Origin of the sequence: Halolamina pelagica, assembly GCF_001307315.1 — an archaeon.
Taxonomy (GTDB): domain Archaea; phylum Halobacteriota; class Halobacteria; order Halobacteriales; family Haloferacaceae; genus Halolamina; species Halolamina pelagica_B.
This window is the reverse complement of record NZ_LGUC01000001.1, coordinates 1,585,808-1,603,584: the sequence shown is the minus strand read 5'-3', so window position 1 is coordinate 1,603,584 and position 17,777 is coordinate 1,585,808. Positions and strand designations below refer to the sequence as shown.

At 70.1% G+C, this 17,777-nt stretch carries 17 protein-coding genes and 2 pseudogenes; 10 read left to right on the top strand and 9 right to left on the bottom strand.

The window, feature by feature from the left end; translation table 11 throughout:
- The first annotated feature begins 8 nt into the window (after nucleotides 1-8).
- The 3 genes and pseudogenes from SY89_RS08455 to SY89_RS19335 form a co-directional block, all read left to right on the top strand.
- Nucleotides 9-296: a DUF7111 family protein gene (locus SY89_RS08455; RefSeq protein WP_054583885.1), complete on the top strand. Its 288-nt coding sequence runs from the start codon at nucleotides 9-11 to the stop codon at nucleotides 294-296.
- A 47-nt stretch (nucleotides 297-343) separates the two neighbouring features.
- Nucleotides 344-1,483: a phospholipase D-like domain-containing protein gene (locus tag SY89_RS08450; protein WP_080506646.1), complete on the top strand. Its 1,140-nt coding sequence runs from the start codon at nucleotides 344-346 to the stop codon at nucleotides 1,481-1,483.
- Nucleotides 1,381-1,869: pseudogene (locus tag SY89_RS19335) on the top strand (phospholipase D-like domain-containing protein); the annotation flags it as partial. The gene SY89_RS08450 and the pseudogene SY89_RS19335, both read left to right, overlap by 103 nt.
- Nucleotides 1,870-2,105: 236 nt before the next feature.
- On the opposite strand, the gene SY89_RS08440 reads toward SY89_RS19335, so the two are convergent.
- The gene (locus tag SY89_RS08440; protein ID WP_054583882.1) at nucleotides 2,106-4,046 is read right to left on the bottom strand and encodes a DHH family phosphoesterase; all 1,941 of its coding nucleotides are present in this window, start codon (nucleotides 4,044-4,046) and stop codon (nucleotides 2,106-2,108) included.
- Nucleotides 4,047-4,173: 127 nt separating this feature from the next.
- On the opposite strand from SY89_RS08440, the gene SY89_RS08435 reads away from it, so the two are divergent.
- The 4 genes from SY89_RS08435 to SY89_RS08420 all read left to right on the top strand — a co-directional run bounded on the left by SY89_RS08435 (nucleotide 4,174) and on the right by SY89_RS08420 (nucleotide 7,304).
- Entirely contained in the window at nucleotides 4,174-4,674 is a 501-nt protein-coding gene (locus SY89_RS08435; RefSeq protein WP_054583881.1) for a Mov34/MPN/PAD-1 family protein, read from the top strand.
- Nucleotides 4,671-5,135 (top strand): FAD synthase family protein, encoded by a 465-nt coding sequence (locus tag SY89_RS08430; RefSeq protein ID WP_054583880.1) that lies wholly within the window; start codon nucleotides 4,671-4,673, stop codon nucleotides 5,133-5,135. Before SY89_RS08435 ends, SY89_RS08430 begins: the two co-directional genes overlap by 4 nt.
- An 82-nt stretch (nucleotides 5,136-5,217) precedes the next feature.
- Nucleotides 5,218-6,618, top strand: a complete 1,401-nt coding sequence (locus tag SY89_RS08425; RefSeq protein ID WP_189319138.1) for a heme o synthase — start codon at nucleotides 5,218-5,220, stop codon at nucleotides 6,616-6,618.
- Between the two features lie 2 nt (nucleotides 6,619-6,620).
- On the top strand, nucleotides 6,621-7,304 hold the full coding sequence (locus tag SY89_RS08420) for a DUF7546 family protein (protein ID WP_054583879.1): 684 nt from the start codon (nucleotides 6,621-6,623) through the stop codon (nucleotides 7,302-7,304).
- 125 nt (nucleotides 7,305-7,429) lie between these two features.
- Here SY89_RS08420 and pyrI read toward each other — a convergent pair whose 3' ends face one another.
- The 5 genes and pseudogenes from pyrI to SY89_RS08395 all read right to left on the bottom strand — a co-directional run bounded on the left by pyrI (nucleotide 7,430) and on the right by SY89_RS08395 (nucleotide 12,302).
- Nucleotides 7,430-7,891, bottom strand: a complete 462-nt coding sequence (gene pyrI, locus SY89_RS08415) for an aspartate carbamoyltransferase regulatory subunit (protein ID WP_054583878.1) — start codon at nucleotides 7,889-7,891, stop codon at nucleotides 7,430-7,432.
- The gene (pyrB, locus tag SY89_RS08410; RefSeq protein ID WP_054583877.1) at nucleotides 7,884-8,807 is read right to left on the bottom strand and encodes an aspartate carbamoyltransferase; all 924 of its coding nucleotides are present in this window, start codon (nucleotides 8,805-8,807) and stop codon (nucleotides 7,884-7,886) included. Before pyrB ends, pyrI begins: the two co-directional genes overlap by 8 nt.
- A 107-nt stretch (nucleotides 8,808-8,914) precedes the next feature.
- Nucleotides 8,915-10,691, bottom strand: a pseudogene (locus SY89_RS08405) (P-loop NTPase family protein).
- A 34-nt stretch (nucleotides 10,692-10,725) separates the two neighbouring features.
- A complete protein-coding gene (locus tag SY89_RS08400) occupies nucleotides 10,726-11,229 on the bottom strand; it encodes a thiamine pyrophosphate-dependent enzyme (RefSeq protein ID WP_054583876.1) in 504 nt (167 codons plus the stop codon).
- Between the two features lie 206 nt (nucleotides 11,230-11,435).
- The gene (locus SY89_RS08395; protein ID WP_054583875.1) at nucleotides 11,436-12,302 is read right to left on the bottom strand and encodes a thiamine pyrophosphate-binding protein; all 867 of its coding nucleotides are present in this window, start codon (nucleotides 12,300-12,302) and stop codon (nucleotides 11,436-11,438) included.
- 79 nt (nucleotides 12,303-12,381) lie between these two features.
- On the opposite strand from SY89_RS08395, the gene SY89_RS17235 reads away from it, so the two are divergent.
- From SY89_RS17235 to SY89_RS18380, 3 genes are all read left to right on the top strand, one after another.
- Nucleotides 12,382-12,762: a hypothetical protein gene (locus tag SY89_RS17235; protein ID WP_054583874.1), complete on the top strand. Its 381-nt coding sequence runs from the start codon at nucleotides 12,382-12,384 to the stop codon at nucleotides 12,760-12,762.
- Between the two features lie 111 nt (nucleotides 12,763-12,873).
- Complete coding sequence (locus tag SY89_RS18385; RefSeq protein ID WP_239685562.1) at nucleotides 12,874-13,572, top strand: MFS transporter; 699 nt, start codon at nucleotides 12,874-12,876, stop codon at nucleotides 13,570-13,572.
- On the top strand, nucleotides 13,569-14,213 hold the full coding sequence (locus SY89_RS18380) for an MFS transporter (RefSeq protein ID WP_239685561.1): 645 nt from the start codon (nucleotides 13,569-13,571) through the stop codon (nucleotides 14,211-14,213). Before SY89_RS18385 ends, SY89_RS18380 begins: the two co-directional genes overlap by 4 nt.
- On the opposite strand, the gene SY89_RS08380 is transcribed toward SY89_RS18380, so the two are convergent.
- The 3 genes from SY89_RS08380 to SY89_RS08370 form a co-directional block, all read right to left on the bottom strand.
- Nucleotides 14,200-14,481: a hypothetical protein gene (locus SY89_RS08380; protein WP_144427165.1), complete on the bottom strand. Its 282-nt coding sequence runs from the start codon at nucleotides 14,479-14,481 to the stop codon at nucleotides 14,200-14,202. The genes SY89_RS18380 and SY89_RS08380 overlap by 14 nt on opposite strands.
- 209 nt (nucleotides 14,482-14,690) lie before the next feature.
- Nucleotides 14,691-15,842, bottom strand: a complete 1,152-nt coding sequence (locus SY89_RS08375; protein ID WP_054583872.1) for an acyl-CoA dehydrogenase family protein — start codon at nucleotides 15,840-15,842, stop codon at nucleotides 14,691-14,693.
- 68 nt (nucleotides 15,843-15,910) lie between these two features.
- A complete protein-coding gene (locus tag SY89_RS08370; RefSeq protein WP_054583871.1) occupies nucleotides 15,911-17,770 on the bottom strand; it encodes a class I adenylate-forming enzyme family protein in 1,860 nt (619 codons plus the stop codon).
- Nucleotides 17,771-17,777: the final 7 nt, after the last annotated feature.

Below are 17,777 nucleotides of genomic sequence, written 5' to 3'. Positions count from 1 at the left end.
CGTCGGCCATGAGCGATGATGACGGCGCGAGCGAACTGACGGCGGCCGACGTAACCGCCCGCTACGTCGAGGAAGCGGGCGAACGCCGGCTCGACTTCGACCGGGAGGGGCGCACTGCCTCCATCGCGCAGAACATCGACGGCTACGCGATGCTGAAGGTCCGGACCGGCCCCGACGGCGACGAGCTCGAACGCTACTACGGCTTCGACATGGCGCTCGATCACGCCGCGGAACTGCTCGGCGTCGGCGTCGACGACCTCCCCGTCCCCGAGCCAGCCACAGACATGGGCATGTAGCGGCCGCGCCGGCAAGAACTTATCAGGGATCGGGGACCACCCGGCCCGTGGCGCGACAGCACCGTTCAACCGAGGGTCGACTGCATGGCGCCAGCAGCCAGTGGCTGGTGGCCACAGCGCTGTTCCTCTGTCTCGCGTGCGTACTCGTAGCGAGCGTCGGGCACGTCGGCGCCGAACGCGCCGCAGGTGGGGTCTCGGCCGCGCCCGACCCGTCAGTCGAGGCTGAGAGCGTCTCGAACGCCTCCGGGGTCGTCGTCGAACTCTACCCCGACCCAGTCCGGAACGGGGATACGGGCGAGTATATCCTTCTCAGCCTCCCACACGCCGGCAACTGGAGCGTTTCCGACGATGAGTCGCCGGTCCGACTGCGCAATCACTCGGGACGAGTGCTGGTCACCCCGGAGCCCGGGTCTCTCGGCGACCACGTCGACGCCGACACGGTGGTCGTCGAGGGCTCGATCTCGCTGGCGAACACGGGTGAGACGGTCGTTCTCCGTCGCGACGGGGAGGCCGTCCACCGCGTTCGCTACGGCGAAACCGTCGAAGGGGAGCGCTACCGCCCCGCGATCGACGAGTGGCGCCCGCGCGGCCTCGACCCCCGTCCGCCGATCGCGACTGGCGCGGCCAACGCCACCGTGTTCCTGCTTCCGGACTCGCCCCAGGTCCCGCTGTCGACACTCCGTGACGCGACCGACCGCATTCTGCTGGCGGGCTACACGTTCACCTCCGAGCGCGTCGCCGACGCCCTCGTCGCCGCGGCGTCCCGCGGCGTCGACGTACGGGTGCTAGTCGAGGCCGAGCCGGTCAACGGCGCCACGGCCGGGCAGGCTCGGGTGCTCGACCGCCTCGCTGCCGCGGGCGTCGACGTGCGCGTGGTCGGCGTCGGCGCGGACCGGTTCAACTACCACCACCCGAAATACGCCGTCGCCGACGGTCGCGCGCTCGTGCTCTCGGAGAACTGGAAACCCGCGGGCGTCGGCGGCGCGTCCAGCCGCGGCTGGGGCGTGCGTGTCGAGAACGGCACGACGGCCGAGGAACTCGCCGCGCTGTTCCGGGCCGATGCGGACGCGGCCGACACCACCGCGTGGGAGACGTTCCGCCGGAACCGCCAGTTCGAGTCGGCCCCCGGCGCGAACGGGAGCTACCCCACGAACTACCCCCGGAACGGGTCACGGCGACGAACGTGACGCTCCTGACCGCGCCCGGCAACGCCGAGTCCGCACTGATTCGGGCCATCGACGCCGCCGAAACCCGGGTGGACGTGCTCCAGCCCAGTCTCGGCCGACAGGACAACGCACTCGTCCGCGCGACGCTGCGAGCCGCTCAGCGCGGCGTCGAAGTCCGGATCCTGCTTTCGGGTGCCTGGTACGTCGCCGAGGAGAACGAGGCCGTGGTCGCGTGGCTGAACGACTGGGCCGCCCGCACTGACGCGCCGCTGTCGGCCCGCGTCGCCGAACCCGGCGGCCGGTACGAGAAAATCCACGCGAAGGGACTGCTGGTCGACGACGATCTCGCGGTGGTCGGCTCGCTCAACTGGAACGAGAACAGCGCGACCCGGAACCGCGAGGTGGCGCTCGCACTCGCCGGGCCTGAACCAGTCGCGTACTTCCGGGAGAGCTTCGATGCCGACTGGGCAGGGGGAGCGGGGCGGGCAGAACGTGGCTCTTCGCGGCGGGTGCGGCAGCCGCGGTCGTCGTCGCCGCCCTCGTCGCGATGCGGTCGCTCTCGTTCGCGACAGTGGAGAAGTGGGAGCAGTAGGACCGAGGGGGTCGCTCAGTCGTCCATCACGGCCGACCCGCGCCGTGATGATCAGTCGTCCAGCGCCGCGGCGGTCGAGGAGAGCGCCTCGTCGATCTCGGCCTCGCCCATCTTCTCGACCAGCGCGTCGATCACCTGCTCGCGCCGGCCCTTCACGAACTTGATCGAGCCGACGACGAGGTGGCCGCCGCCGGAGACGCCGGCGCCGGGGAGTTCCTCGTTGAGCTCTTCGACCATCTCCGGGATGTCCAGTCGCACTCCGTCGCTCCGGAGCACGGCGAAGTCCGGCCCGTAGCCGATCGTGATGACGGGGTCGCCCGTCTCCTCGACTTTCGTGTCGTGGAGTTCGCCGGTGGTCTTGCCCGGTGCGGGGTAGGTGAAGCGGTGCGCCCACTGATCCAGGTCGATCCGGTAGAGGTGGGCGTCGCTCTCGAGGGTCTCGTGCTCGACGTGGTCTTCGACGGCGTCGAGCTGCTCGTCCACGTCGCGTTCGGCTCGCGAGGAGAGGAACTCGACCAGCTCCTCGTGGCGGTCCCGGTCGTCACACCCCACGTTGAGCACGTCGTTCACGACCGAGTGGCCGCTGGAGTACCGCAGGAAGTGGGCGGCGTAGTCCAGCGCCTCGCCGACGTCGTCGAGGTCGCCGCGGTCGTACCCCTCGGCCTCGGCGAGTTCGACGTAGTCGGCCATCGCGTCGGCGCGGGAGCGGTCCGACACGCCCGCGACAGCCGGCACGTGACGCAAGTCGTCGGTGATCTGAGGGTCGATCATCCGCGCGAGTTCGACACACATCATCCCCGTGGTGATGCTGTAGTCCTCGTCGTAGAGGTAGGGGTTGACGTGGGCGTCGAGCAGCGGGTTCACCGCCTCCGGATCGGGGTGGTGGTGATCGACGACGGCGATGGGCATGTCGTAGTGTGCGAGGTTGCGGTACGCCGGGGTGTCCTCCTCGGTGCTCCCGTTGTCGAGCATCAGCAGGAACGGGAGCTGCTGGCCGTGCCGGGCCCGCCCCTCCAGCGCGAAGTTGAGGTCCCGGGTCACGTCCTCCATCTCGTAGAACGGCGCCTTCGAGGGGAGCCGCTTGAGCAGGTGGCGGCCGGCGTCGGGGTCGGCGTGAACCTCCTGGATGAAGTTCTCCAGCGCGCGCTGGACGGGGATCGCTGCGCACATCCCGTCGCCGTCGGCGTGGTGGCGCACGCGGATCGGGCGCCCCTCGAGCACCGTCCGGCGGAGCAGTCGCGCGAGATCCTCGAGGTCACTGCGGAGCTTCTCGAACTCGGGCCACTCGACCAGCGTGTCGACGGCCTCGGGGCCGGCACGCTCCGTGCGGGCCTCGTCGAGGCGCTCGCGAGCCGCTGCCGCGTTCTCACCGTCGAGGACGGTCACGTCTTCGACCTCCAGCTGGCGGACGCCGTCGTGGAGGCCGACCTCGCCGGTGACGCGGGCCACGTCGCCGAGTTCGGCTTCGGGGTAGGCACGCACGCCCGCCTCCTCGAACGCCGCGGCGGCGACGATCCCCGTCTCGTCCCCGACGTGGAAGATCGTCGGCCCGCCGGTCTGTTTGATCTGGGTGAGTTCGCCCTCGACGGTCACCGTCTCGCCGCGGGTGAGGTCGTCGATGGCGGTGATATCCGGCTCGTGTTCGACGTGGACGACCCGATTGTCCGCGGGGTCGACCTCCTCGAACGCGAGGTCGCCGTTCTCCCGGATCTCGCTCAGGCCGACGACCAGTTCGTCGCCGACCGCGTACTCGCCGTCGAGGCCGGACTCGTGGACTAGCCCCGAGACGGTGTCCGTCACGTCGACGAACACGCCGTAGTCGACGACGCCGTTGACGGTCGCGAGGTAGCGCGCACCCTCCGCCACGTCGTCGATCGTGCAGTCGTCGTCGAGATCGTAAACCACGGTCGCGTCGTCGGGAACATCCCGACGGGCCGAGGGCGAACCGCCCTCGGGGCTGCCGGCGTCCTCGCCGGCGGAGTCATCAGTCATACGGAAAACTCGGCGGTCGCGGGTGTTAAGTCTTCCAGTTCGGTTCGCTGGCGCGTCACGATCGGGGCTCACTATCGACGGCTCCGTCCCGGAATCCTTAGTTGGCGCCGCCACCGAGTACGGGGAAATGGGACTGTCCCGGTCGGGCGACGTTGTCGGCATCGCCGACGACGCCCTCACGTTCGCGCTCGAAGCGTCTCGCGAGAGCCACCCCGACGAGTACATGGGGCTACTGCGTGGGGAACCCGCCAGCGAGTTCGACATCGGCCACGACGGCCTGCTCGTCACGGACGTGCTGATCATCCCCGGCACGGAGTCGAACCCGGTGAGTGCGACGGTGAAGACCAGCATGGTGCCCAACGACTTCTCCTCGGTCGGCTCGATCCACTCCCACCCCAACGGCGTGCTCAAACCCTCTCAAGCCGACCTCGCGACGTTCGGCAAGGGGCAGGTCCACATCATCGTCGGCCACCCCTACGGTCGCGACGACTGGGTCGCGCTGGACCGCGAGGGGAAGCGCCGCAGCCTCCCGGTGTACGACGTGGACCTCGACGACCCGGAGGATTTCTTCGACTTCACGCAGGAAGACATCGACGCCGAACTCGGCATCGACGGTGACGAGCTATGAGCGGGGGCGACGACGCTACGGGCGCCGACGAGCCCACCCGTGCGGTCGCACAGGGGACGTTCGACCTGGTCCACCCTGGCCACGTCCACTACCTCCGGGAGGCCGCGGCGATGGCCGACGAGCTCCACGTCATCGTCGCCCGGAGCGCGAACGTCTCCCACAAGGCCGATCCCGTACTCGCCGCCCGCCAGCGTCGGGACGTCGTCGAATCCATCGACGCCGTCGACGAGGCCCACCTGGGCAACGAGTCGGACATCTTCGTCCCCATCGAACGCATCGACCCGGACGTGATCGTGCTGGGCTACGACCAGCACCACGACGAGGCGGCGCTTTCGGACGCGCTCGCGGACCGGGGCCTCGACTGCGAGGTCGACCGTGCCGGGCCACGGGAGCCGAAGTACGACGACGAACTGCTCTCGACGGGGAGAATCATCGACCGGATCCTGGAACGGCGGGGCTGAGGCAGCGGTTTGGTCGGACGTGGATTCCCGGAGTGAGGGGAAACGCGAAGCCGATAAGTACCGCGGGACGCAAACTCGGTTAGTGAGTTCCGACCGCCAGTTCGCCGGCCTGCTCGCGGCGACCGCGATGGGAGTGTACCTCCTCGTCGCCATCGGCGCGACCACGGCGGTGACCGACGCCGCGACGGCCTGTCGCGGGTGGCCCGCCTGTGGAAGCGGCTTCGGCGTCCCGACCACCGCCGACGGCTGGTTCGCCCTCGGCCACCGCGTCGCCGCCCTCGCCAGCGGCCTGCTGCTCCTCGGCACGACGGCCATGGCGTGGCGTCGCGACGAGTCCCGGCGTGTGAAGGCGTCGCTACTGTTCGCGCTCGTCCTGTTCCCGCTGCAGTCGGTGCTGGGCGCCGTGATCGCCACGACGGCCGTTACGCCGACCGCAGCCGTCTCGACCATCCACCTCGGGATCGGCGTCGTCATCTTCGGCGGCGTGCTCGCGGCGCTCGCGTGGGCGCTCGAGGCCGCCACCGGTGACCCCGACGACGAACCGACCGACCCGCTGTCGGACGCGCCGGCGGCCGTCGAGGATTCCGGCTCGCCAGACCTCCCGGCACCGGGCTGGCCCCGGACGAAAGCCAAACTGGCGGCGTACGCCCGCCTGACCAAGCCGCGACTGATGTGGCTGCTCTGTCTCGTCGCCTCGGCGGCGATGGCGCTGGCCGGCGGCGCCAACTTCACCGTGCCGGTCGTCGCCAAGACGCTCGTCGGGGGCGCACTCGCCATCGGCGCCTCCGGGACGTTCAACCACGTGCTCGAACGCGACGTCGACCGTCGGATGCAGCGCACCAGCGATCGCCCGCTCGCGGTCGATCTGGTGCCGGTCCGCAACGCCGTCGCCTTCGGCCTCGCGCTCGCGGCGATCTCCGTCGGCCTGTTCGCCTCGATCAACCTGCTCGCGGCGGTGCTCGGGGTGACCGCCATCGCGTTCTACAGCGTCGTCTACACGCTGATCCTCAAGCCCAACACGGTCCAGAACACCGTCATCGGCGGCGCCGCCGGGGCGCTCCCCGCGCTGATCGGCTGGGCGGCAGTCACCGGCGAGATCGGCTGGGGCGGCGTCGGCCTCGCGACCGTCGTGTTCCTCTGGACGCCAGCCCACTTCTACAACCTCGCGCTGGCGTACAAGGACGACTACGCGGCCGGCGGGTTCCCGATGATGCCCGTCGTCCGCGGCGAGACGACGACGCGGCGACACATCGTCTGGTACCTCGGTGCGACGCTCGCGGCGACGGCCGCGCTGGCGCTCGCGGCCCGACTGGACTGGCTGTTCGTCGCGTTCGGGATCGCGCTCGCGGGCGTGTTCCTCTGGGCGGTCGTCCGCCTCCACTTCGAGCGCACCGAGGCCGCGGCGTTCCGCGCGTTCCACGCCTCGAACGCCTACCTCGGCGGCGTGCTGCTCGCCGTCGTGCTCGACACGCTCGTCCTGTGACGATGTCGGCGTTCGCCGTCCCCAGCGTCGACGACCTCCCCGAACCGCGGACCGTCCTGCTGTGGACTGGCGTTCTCTACGTCGAGGTGATGGCGCTGACGGGCTACTGGCTGTTCGGCAACACAACGTCGGTCAGCCAACCCCGGTTCGCACTGTACGGGCTGCTCTGGATCAACGTCTCGCTGTGGGTGTTCTTCCGTACGGACGTACCGGACACGAGCCGATCGACCGCCCGCCGTGCGGGCGTGCTCGCTCTGGGCTACCTCGCAGTGCTCGCGTACACCGGCGGCGTCGTCGCCCCCGGGATCCCCACGACGTTCGATTACACTGCGGGGTTCTCGGTGCTCTGGCTCCCCCCGGGCTGGGGGCCCGCGATCACGTTCAAAAACGAGTTCGTGCGGCTCATCCTGATGCCCGCGAAAGTCGTCGGCTACCTCGCGCTCGCGTACCTCGTGTTCGTCACGGTCGTCGACGTGTCGCGATCGGCCGTCTCGGGGCTCCTGGGGCTGTTCTCCTGTGTCTCCTGTTCGTGGCCGATCCTCGCCTCCATCGCGACTGTGGCCTTCGGCGGCGGCTCGTTCGTCGCGGTGGCGACGACGACCTACGCCTACGACGTGTCGACGGCGGTGTTCCTGCTGACGGTGGCGTTGCTGTCCTGGCGACCGTCGTTGGGCTCGCTGCGGTGACCCCACAGCGGTAACTTCGCAATGATTCCGGGAGCGCCGCCGCGTGCCTGATCCGTGCGGAGACGGTGTCGGGGCTCCCGAGGTGACTTCTCGGCAAGAAACTGCGTGCGGAGTCCGGCTTGCCGTCAGCCGACGTCCAGGTGGTCCGCGATCCCCTCGCGGATGATCTCCTCGCAGTAGCTACACCGCAACCCGTCGTCGAGCACGTCGAACCGGGTCGTCACCGGCTCGTCGGCGTTGGTGATGCAGCTGCTGTTGGGACAGGCGAGTACGCCGGCGACCGACTCGGGCCGTTCGACGCGTTTCTTCTCGATGACGGCGTACTCCTGGACGATGTTCACCGTCGCCCGCGGCGCGATCAACGAGAGCACGTCGACCTCGGCCTGGGAGAGTTCGCGCTCCTCGACTTTCACCACGTCCTTGGTGCCCATTCGGTCGGACGGGACGTTCATCGCGACGCTGACACCGGTCCCCTCGCTGCCGTCGATCCCCAGCAGCGCGAGCACGTGGAGCGCGCTCCCGCCGGGGAGGTGGTCGAGTACGGTGCCGTCGCGGATCTTCGAGACGCGGAGTTCGTGATCACTCATGGTTCGAGAGCAGGAGGTCGAGCAGCGCCATCCGGACCGGCACGCCGTTGTGGGCCTGCTCGAAGTAGTTCGCGTAGTCGGTGTCGTCGATCTCGGGGGCGATCTCGTCGACGCGTGGCAGCGGGTGCATCACCGTCAGGTCGTCGCTGGCGGCGTCGAGCGTGTCGGCGTCGATCTGGAACTCCCCGGCGACTTTCTGGTACTCGTCCTCGTCGGGGAAGCGCTCGCGCTGGATTCGGGTGACGTACAGCACGTCGAGCTCCGGCAGCACGTCGTCGAGTTCGGTGTGTTCCCGGACCTGCGCGCCGGCCTCGTGGAGGTCGAACCGGACCGAACGGGGCAGGCGGAGCGAATCGGGGCTGACGAAGTGCATGTGGGCGTCGAACTCCGTCAGCGCGGTCGCCAGCGAGTGGACCGTGCGGCCGTACTTCAGGTCGCCGACGATGCCGATCGTGAGGTCGTCGAGCCCCGCCGCCTCGCGGATCGTGTAGAGGTCGAGCAGGGTCTGACTCGGGTGTTGGCCCGCGCCGTCGCCCGCGTTGACGACGGGCACGTCGACGAACTCCGAGGCCATCCGGGCGGCGCCCTCCCGGGGGTGTCGGAGCACGATCCCGTCGCCGTACCCCTCGATCACCCGTACGGTGTCGGCGAGGCTCTCGCCTTTCTTCACCGACGAGGCGTCGACGCTCCCCATGTCGACGACGTCGCCGCCGAGGCGCTTCATCGCGGTTTCGAACGACATCTTCGTTCGTGTGCTCGGTTCGTAGAAACAGAGCGCGAGCACCGTTTCGGGGTACCGGGCCGGGAGCGACTCACCGCTCTCCAGCGCGGCGTCGAACTCGGCAGCCCGGTCGAGCACGCGCTCGACGTCGGCCCGCGAGAGTTGGCCCGCGGCGACGAGGTGGTCCTGACGCATCAGTCGAGACCGGGTTGGGCACGACCTTGAAACTCTCGGCTCGCCGGTCCGGACCAGTGTTCACGTCGATGCAGCAAGCGATGGGCGGGGTTGCGAATCTCGAAAGGTCAGCCCTGCCACTCCGCGTCCGAAAGCGTCCGTTGGACCGCCTCCTCGCCCACCGCGGCCGCGATCGAACGGAACGCCGCCCGCTCGTCGCGGTCGCCCGCGTTCGCCACCAGTCGCGAGACGATGAACTCCGGCGTCGAGCGCCCGACCGTGCCGAAGCGCGGCTGGTAGTCCACGCGCAGTTCGAGGTCGTCGGTCAGCCCCTCGGCGAAGATGCCGTCGATGCGGGCGGTCTCCGGAAGCGGCGCGAGATCCTCGGCCAGGTGAGTGACGAACACGCCGAGTGCGCCGCGGTCGACGGTCAGATCGACCAGCCCGTTCAACAGGTCCGCCGCCCGGCCCGGCTCCGTGATCGCCTCGAACTCGTCGACGAGCATCAGGGCGCGCCCCTCGCCAGTCAGCGGCGGCACGACCGAGCGCAGCGTCGACTCCAGTACGCCCGCGTTGAACGAGGCGTGCCGGCGGTGGAACACGATCGCGTCGAACCGACCGACCTCGGCCGCCTCGGCGGGGACGGGGAGCCCCATCGACGCCAGGAGCGCGACGCCACAAAGTGTCTCCAGCAGCGTCGTCTTCCCCCGGAGTTTGCGCCCGTCAATACCGCCACCCGGTCGCCCGAGGGCGGGTCGGTGCCCCGGGCGCCCCGGACACGGCGTGGTCGCCGACGCCGTAGCTGACGGCCTGGATCTCGCCGTCGAGGAAGAGGTTCCGCGCGCCACGGACCGCGAGCCCGTCGTCGACGAGCGTCGGGCGCGTGAGGTCGTGGGCGGCGGCGAAGCGGGCGAGCGAGAGGTCGAAGGCGAGTTCGTCGACCGCATCGACGGCGGCCTCGATCTGCTCGCCCGCGGTGTCGAGGGTCTCCCGGAGCTCGTCGGCGACGGCGGCCTCGCGGTCCGCGACCTGCCCCTCCAGGTCCCCGACGAGCCCGCGCAGCGTCGCCGAGACGAAGTCGGTCTCGTCGCGGGCCTCGTCGGGCGCGACCGCCCTGACCTCGCTGGGGGTGACGCCCGTCTCCTCGGCGACGTAGGCGATCACGGCGCTCTGGAACTCCTCCAGCGAGCGGACGCCCTGCCCGCGGACCGTCTCCAGCACGTCCAGCGCGGCGTCGTCGAGCCGCCTGGCGCTAGTGAGCTGGGTCCAGAGCCGGTCGAGCTGGTCGTCGGCGCCCTCCCCGACGGCGAGCGGTTCGTCGATACCTTCGACGCCGAACCCGCCCTCCACCGCGCCCAGCGCGTCGACGGCGTCGTCGAGCGCGTCGGCGTCGAGATCCGCGAGCCGGTCGAACGGGCCACCCTCGCTCGCGCCGACCTCGCGGAGGTCGAGCGCGGCTTCGACCGCCGCGCGGCGACCCGCGCCGGCCTCGTCGTAGCGGTCGAAGGTGGCGACGACGGACTCACGGCCGTCGTCGTCCAGCCCCGACCACACCTCGCGTGCGGCGTCGATGCGGTCGAGTCGGTCGGCGGCGGCCGCCTGGCTCGACAGCGGCGTGAGCACCCGGATGCGGTCGGCGGCGCCGTCGGTCAGCGCGTCCCGTGCAGCCAGTTCGAGCAGGTCGCCGTACACGTCGCGGGCGTCGCCGGTGCCCAGCGTGTCCAGCCCGGCCGCGCCCGTGGCCCGCCGGAGGATCCGGGTCGCCCGCCCCCGCGAGAGGCCGGCGTCGACCAGCGTCCCCACGTCGGCGGACTCGATGGCGCGCACGGCGCGCTCGACGCCCAGTTCGGTTTCGAGCAGTTCGGCCGTCTTCGGGCCGACGCCCCAGTACTCCTGCAGTCGCATGGGTGGTGGTGTGGCCGGGGGCTCTTGAGCGTTGTCAGAACTCGACGGGGATCTCGATCACCGTCGGCCGATCCCGCGCGAACGCCGCCGAGAGCGCCCCGGGCAGTTCGGCGTCGACGGCGTCGAACTCGATCCGCCGGGCAGCCGCCCCGAAGCTCTCGGCCAACGCCACGAAGTCGGGGTTCTCGATGTCGGTCGCCATCGTCCGGCCGTAGTCCCGGCGCTGAACGTCCTCGAGGATGTCGTAGGAGTCGTCGTTGCAGACGATGATCGGCACCGCGAGGTCGTACTGCACGGCGGTCGCGAGCTCCCCGACGGTGAACAGGGAGCCGCCGTCGCCGACGAGCGACACCACCTGGCGGTCGCTTCCGATCGCGGCGCCGAACGCCGCCGGCGGGCTGAACCCCAGCGTCCCGAACCCGCGAGGGAAGAGGAACGACCGCGGCGCGCCCGTCGGGAACCGCGTGCGGGCGGCGTAGCTGACCTTCGTCATGTCGTTGACGACCACCGCGTCGTCGTCGAGCGCCCCGCGGAGCACCGCCAACAGCTTGAGCCGGTCGTCCTCGGCGTCGACAGAGAGCGGTTCCGGGCCCGCCTCGGCGGCTTCGGCCGGGCCGTCGAACCGCAGCCCTCGCTCGCTCGCGCGGTCGTGGATCGCCTCGAGGGTCGCCCCCGCGTCGCCGACGATTCCCAGCGCCGTCTCGTGGTTGTTACCGAAGTTCCGCGGGTCGATGTCGACGTGAATCAGCTCCTGGGGAACGGCGTGTCGGCGCTGTCCTGCGCGCTGAGTTCGGTCCCGACCGCCAGGACGAGATCGCGTGTGGCGACGAACTCGTGGGCCGGATCGTGGCCGAGCGCTGTCGCGACACAGCAGTCGTGGTCGGCGGGAACGACGCCCTTCCCCGCGGCGGTCGTGATCACCGGGATCCCCGTTTCGTCGACGAACGTGCGTACCTGCTCGGCGGCGTCGAGGGTCCCGCCGCCGACGACGAGCAGGGGGCTCTCGGCGCCAGCGAGCCGCTCGACAGCCTCGTCGGCACGCGCCGTATCCGGGCCCGGCGGGGCGGCGCGGCCGCGGTCGACCAGTTCGACCGGCTCCGCGCGTTCGAGCACGTCGGTCGGGATCTGGACGTGGATCGGCCGGGGGCGGTCGCTCTCGAGGTGGTCGAACGCGTCGGCGATCGTCCCGGGGACATCGGCGACGCGGTCGACGTGGTAGCTCTCGGCGGCGACCGACTCCATCACGCCCTGCTGGTCTTTGAGCTCGTGGAGGTGGCCCTTCCCGCGGCCCGCCTCGTTGGTCGCGTTCGTCGTCGAGATCACCAGCAGCGGCGAGGAGTCCGAGTACGCCTGGCCGACCGCGGTCGCGACGTTGGTCAGCCCCGGCCCCGTGATGACGAGGCAGACGCCGACGCGGCCGGTCGCGCGGGCGTAGCCGTCGGCCGCGAACCCGGCGCCCTGCTCGTGACGGGTCGTGACGTGGTCGATTCCGCTGTCGAGGAGCGCGTCGTAGATCTCCAGGGTGTGCACGCCCGGGATCCCGAAGGCCACGTCGACGCCCTCACGTTCGAGCTGTGCGACGACCGCCTCGCCGCCAGTGTGTCTGTCCATACCACGAAGAGCACGCGTGAACCCCCGTAGTTCTTTCTCCGACCGGAGTTTTTTGCGTCCCGGGCTGGAGGAGGCCCCTATGAGCGAACTGGCGGCCGAGCCCATCCACACCGCGCTCGCCGACCGGCTCGGCACCGCACTCCGAGGGGTGATCGTGTACGACGGCAAGCGGATCGACGAGTCGCTCCGGGCCGACGTGGCGGCGCAGTACAGCGAGTCGGAGATCAGGTCGTTCGTGGACAACAGTATCGTCCACCAGCTCGACGCCCCCACCGTCGAGGAGTCGTTCAGGCTGGGGAGCCTCGAAGCGGTCGTACGGACGTTCGAACGCTCCTGGGTCGCGCGGGTCGCCGACGGCGCCAAGCGGGGCTGTCTGTTCTCCGTCGAGCGCGACGACAACGTGTCGATGGCGGCCGTCGAGGACGGCATCGACATCGTCCAGAACGAACTCCGGAAGTAGCCCGTCCCGACTGCGGCTGGTTGCGACGGTCGACTGGCTGTCGTAGGGCGGCGATGCCCGGAGCGTCGCCGGAACCCCTACCGATAAATCCCGCCTCCTTCTGCATCCGCCGTGTCCCGGTTCCCACTCGACGCCGTGCGTGGGTTCGATCGCGCGGTGTACGTCGTCGCCCTCGGCCAACTGCTGAACGTGTTCGGCTCCGGGCTGGTGTACCCCTTCGCGACCATTCACTTCCACCTGGAAGTCGGGATCGCGCTCTCGCTCGTCGGGGTTGGGCTGCTCGTGAAGAACGTCAGCACCGCTGTCGCGACAACCGTCGGCGGCTACCTCGCCGACCGGATCGGCCGCAAGCCGGTGATGGTGGCGGCGATGGCCGGCAACGCGGTCACGCTCGCGGGCTACGCGTTCGTGCCCGCGATCGCGGCGGCGATCGCACCGCTGGATCCAGCGGGGGCGTTCATCGGCGTCTCCGCGCTCGCGGGCGCCACGAACGGGCTCTACACCCCGGCCGGGCAGGCGTACATCGCCGACCTGACCGACGGCGCCGAGCGCGACCGGGCGTACTCGCTGTTGAAAGTCGGCAACAACGTCGGCTTCGGCACGGGGTTCGTCGTCGGCGGCCTCCTGTACGAGTGGGCGGAAGTGACCGTGTTCCTCGCCGACGGCGCGACCTCGGCGATCGTCGCGGTCGTCCTGTTCGCGCTGGTACCGCGGATCCACGCCGGCCAGCAGGACGTTGCACTCCGGGACTCCGTCGGCGATTGGGGGCAGCGATCACCAAGCGCCGCGTACTCGGTCTCGCGGCGTTGAACGTCTGCTTCGCGGTGCTGTACGCCCAGATGCAGACGACCGTCCCCGTCGTCGCCGAAGCGGAGTTGGGGCTGTCGTCCGCGGAGATCGGGACGCTGTTCGTCCTGAACCCGCTGACGCTGGTGCTGCTCCAAATCCCGCTCGTCGACGCCGTCTCGGAGTGGCGACGAACGCGGGGACTGCTGCTGTCGGTCGGCTTCTGGACGGCGTCGATGGCGGTGGTGTGGCTCGTCTACCTGTTGGATCTGGGGCCGGCGGCCGCGGGCCGACACCCGCTGCTCGCGGCCGGCGTGGCACTTCTCGGCCTCCATCTCGTCGCGAGAACGATCGGCGAGGTGCTGCACTCGCCGATCACCACGTCGCTGATGAGCGCGCTCGGGAGCGACGGCGAGCGCGGGGCGCAGTTGTCGATGCTCGAAGTCGCCAAGCGCGCCGGCTTCGGGATCGGCTCCTTCGTCGGCGGCGTGTTCTTCGACTACGGGTTGGCAGCGTGGCTCTGGCCGACACTGATCGGCCTAACCGTGCTCCTGGGCGTGGGACTGCTGGCGTTCGAGCGCACGCTGTTGCCGGCGGAGAACGGGGTTGCGGTCGGGGGTAGGTCGCTCGTCCGGGGACCGACCGCGCGGTTCAGCTACTCGTGATGCTCGGCCCGAAACTCGGGGTGGGCATGTCTGCGCCGACGCCCTCGCCGACGTACCAGACGAGCGCGGCGAGCGCTGGCGCGACGAAGGCGCCGGCGGTGAACAGCGCCGAGGGGAGCTCACCGTGAGCGTAGTGGAGCCTCGCGAGGTTCGACCAGAACAGCGTCCAGCCGACCAATCCGACGGCGACCGCGACGGTGGTTGCCACGTCGACGATGCGACTCGCGGCGGCCGACACCGAACCGAGGGCGCTCCGATGCGCAGGCATCGTCGCCATACCGACGATCGAGCCTTGTGAATGTTTGATAAATTTAGTAATGAATTCGGTGGAGAATACCTGGAGGACGCCGCAAAAACTGACTCGTTGCCGACGTGTCCGGCAGCGAATTCGGGTCGGAAGGGTTCTGGCCTCACAGCCACGGCGTCGGCTCCGTGACTGTGCGACGGAGCGTCCAGCAGGTCGCTCGCCGTGGCTGGCTAGCGCGGCGTCTGCCGGTAGATCAGGTTGCGCTGGATCTCGTTTGCGCCCTCGTAGATCACCGGGATGCGCACGTCGCGGTAGACGCGGGCGATGCGGCGATCAGCGAAGATCGAGCGGCCGCCGTGGAGCTGCATCGAGCGCTCGGCGACGTCGACGGCGGTCTCGGTGGATTTGGTCTTGGCCATCGCCGCCCAGTAGCCGGGGTTGTCGTGTTCTTTTACCTGCCGGGCCGCGCGCCAGTTCAGCGTGCGGGCGGCCTGGAACTCCGTCTGCATGTCCGCGAGGATGTGCTGGACCGCCTGGAACTCGTTGATGTTGCGGCCGAACCCTTCGCGCTCGTGGACGAACGCCTCGGCCTCCTCGATGGCGGCGGCCGCGAGCCCGAGTCCGTGGCCGCCGACGACGACGCGGCCGTGGTTGAAGAAGTCCGCGAGCGCGTAGAACCCGCCGCCCTCCGTGCCGACGAGGTTCTCCTCGGGGACGCGGCAGTCGTCGAAGACGATGTGACCCTGCTTGGAGGCGCGCATCCCCATCTTCTCGGGGATGTGCTCGGCTTCGTACCCCTCGCTGTCGGTCTCGACGATGAACAGCGAGTAGTTGCCGTAGCGGTCGTCGCGGTCGCCGGTCTTGGCGTAGACGGTGAGCCAGTCGGCCTCGACGGCGTTGCCGACCCAGTACTTCTCGCCGTTGAGCACCCACTCGTCGCCGTCTTTCTCCGCGCTCGTCGTCATCCCCGCGAGGTCGGAGCCGGTCTCGGGCTCGGACACCGCGAGCCCGGAGAGCTGGTCGTTCTGGGCGACCGGGCGGAGGTACTGCTCGTGCTGCTCCTCGGTGCCGTACTGCTCGACCAGCTCACAGCCGAAGGAGGCGAGCATCAGCGTCAGCCCGATGCCGGCGTCGGCGCGGAAGAACTCCTCGCCGATGGCGAGGATCTGCTCGATGTCGAAGCCGCGCCCGCCCAGTTCCTCGGGCAGATCGGCCGCGACGAGGTCGGCGTCCATCGCCGCCTCCAGCACGTCCCACGGGTACTCGCCCGCGGCGTACTGCTCCGCCGCGACGGGTTCGATCTCCGCCTCGGCGAACGCTCTGGCTTCCGCTTTCGCCTCGCGTGCGTGCTCGGGGACGGGTCCCTCGTCGAGTAAGTCCATACTGCACACACGCAGCCAGCACGCAAAAAGGCACTCAGAACTGCCGCTCCGTGGTCCCCCGTTTCCGGTCAGTGCTCGTCGGCACTCGACACGTCGTCGCCCGCTTCGCTCGCCCCGTTCGCGTCGTCGCCGGTGTCGCCGCCGTCATCGACCACTTCACCGTCCTGGTTCGCTTCATCACCGCTGTTCGCTGCCCCATCGGTGTCCGCTTCGCCATCGTCGCCGTCATCATCCGATTCGCCCGCGTCGCTTGCTTCGCTGTCGACCGAATCAGTCAGCTCCCGGTTCGCGGCAGGGACACTGTCGGCGTCGTCGTCCGGGTCGTCGGCCGCCGATCGGGCAGGCGAGGCGACCCCATCGTCGGCGACCGCGCGGACGCTTTCGGTGTCGCTGGCGGCCCGGGCGCTGGGGTGGCTGCGCTCGATCGACATCGTCTCGCCCTCCCGCAGGCGGTCACGGACGGCGTCGCGCTCGACCGTGCCCGAGACGGTCCGCGGGAGCTCTTCGACGGTGCCGATCGTTCGCGGGAGCTTGAACCCAGCCAGGCGCTCGCGCAGGTGGGCTTCGAGGTCGGCCACGTCGACCGTCTCCCCGTCCGGAACGAGGAGGGCGGCGACCTGCTCGCCCCACTCCTCGTCGGCGAGTCCGACGACGGCCGCCTCGTCGACCGACGGGTGGGCCCGGATCGCGTCGACGACTTCGCCCGGATCGACGTTCTCGCCGCCGGTCAGGATCCGGTCGTCGAGCCGGTTCAGTACGTAGAAGCGCCCGTCCTCGTCGCGGTACCCCACGTCGCCGGTGTGGAGTCCGTGCTCGCCGAACGCCTCGCCCGTCGCCACGGGATCGTCGTAGTAGCCCGGGGTGACTGTCGGTCCGCGCACCACGAGTTCGCCCGACTCGCCCGCCTCGACCGGGGCGCCGTGTTCGTCGACGACGGTTACGTCGGTCCAGAGCAGCGAGTTCCCGACCGTCTCGGGGTGGTCGAACGCTTCGCCGTGGCGTGCGGTGGCGATCTGTGACGCCGTCTCGGTCATCCCGTAGGTCGGACAGATCGGGACCGAGTAGTCCCGGCAGCGCTCGACGAGTTCGGCCGGGGTGGGGGCGCCGCCGACCAGCGCGAACCGCAGGCAGCCGGGGAGCGTCCCTCTGGCCGAAAGCATCCGGCGCAGCATCGTCGGCACCAGCGAGACACAGATCGCATCGTACTCGCGGATGTCGTCGACGGTGCCGCCGGGATCGAACGTCTCCCGGACGATCACGGTCGTTCCGTAAAGCGCCGACCGGAGGACGGGCGCGATCCCGCCCATGTGGTGGAGCGAGAGCGGCACCAGCCAGCGATCCTCGGGATCGACGCCCAGCCGGAACGCGCTGGCGGTCGCGCTCGCGAGCAGGTTCCCCATCGTGAGTCGGACCGCCTTCGGATCGCCGGTCGTCCCGGAGGTGAACAGAAGCAGCTGGGTGTCCGCACGGTCCCACGCTCTCGGCGTGATCTCCTCGCGCTCGACTGTCGAAAGCGGCGTCACGTCGTCGCGCCCGGACTCGTGGATGCTGAGCGTCGGGGGCGACCTCGGGACCTGCTCGGCGGCCGATCGAACCTGGGACTCGGTGGCTTCGTCACAGACGACCGTGTCCACGTCGGCGTGGTCGATGCGGTCGGCCAGCTCCGGCGGCGTGAACTCCGGCGCCAGCGGCACCAACACGGCGCCCAGCCGCATCGTGGCGTGGATCAGGCAGACCGCCTCGACGCCCGTCTCCAGGACGCCGGCGACGTGATCGCCGTCGCTGACACCCAGCGCGGAGAGCCGCCCGGCCATCTCCGCGACGGTCTCGTCGAGCGTCGCGTACGTCCAAGCGTTGCCGGAACTCGCGTTGACGAGGGCCTCCCGGTCGGGCGTGCTCCGTACCCGGTGGGCCAGCCAGTCGTGCATATTTCCC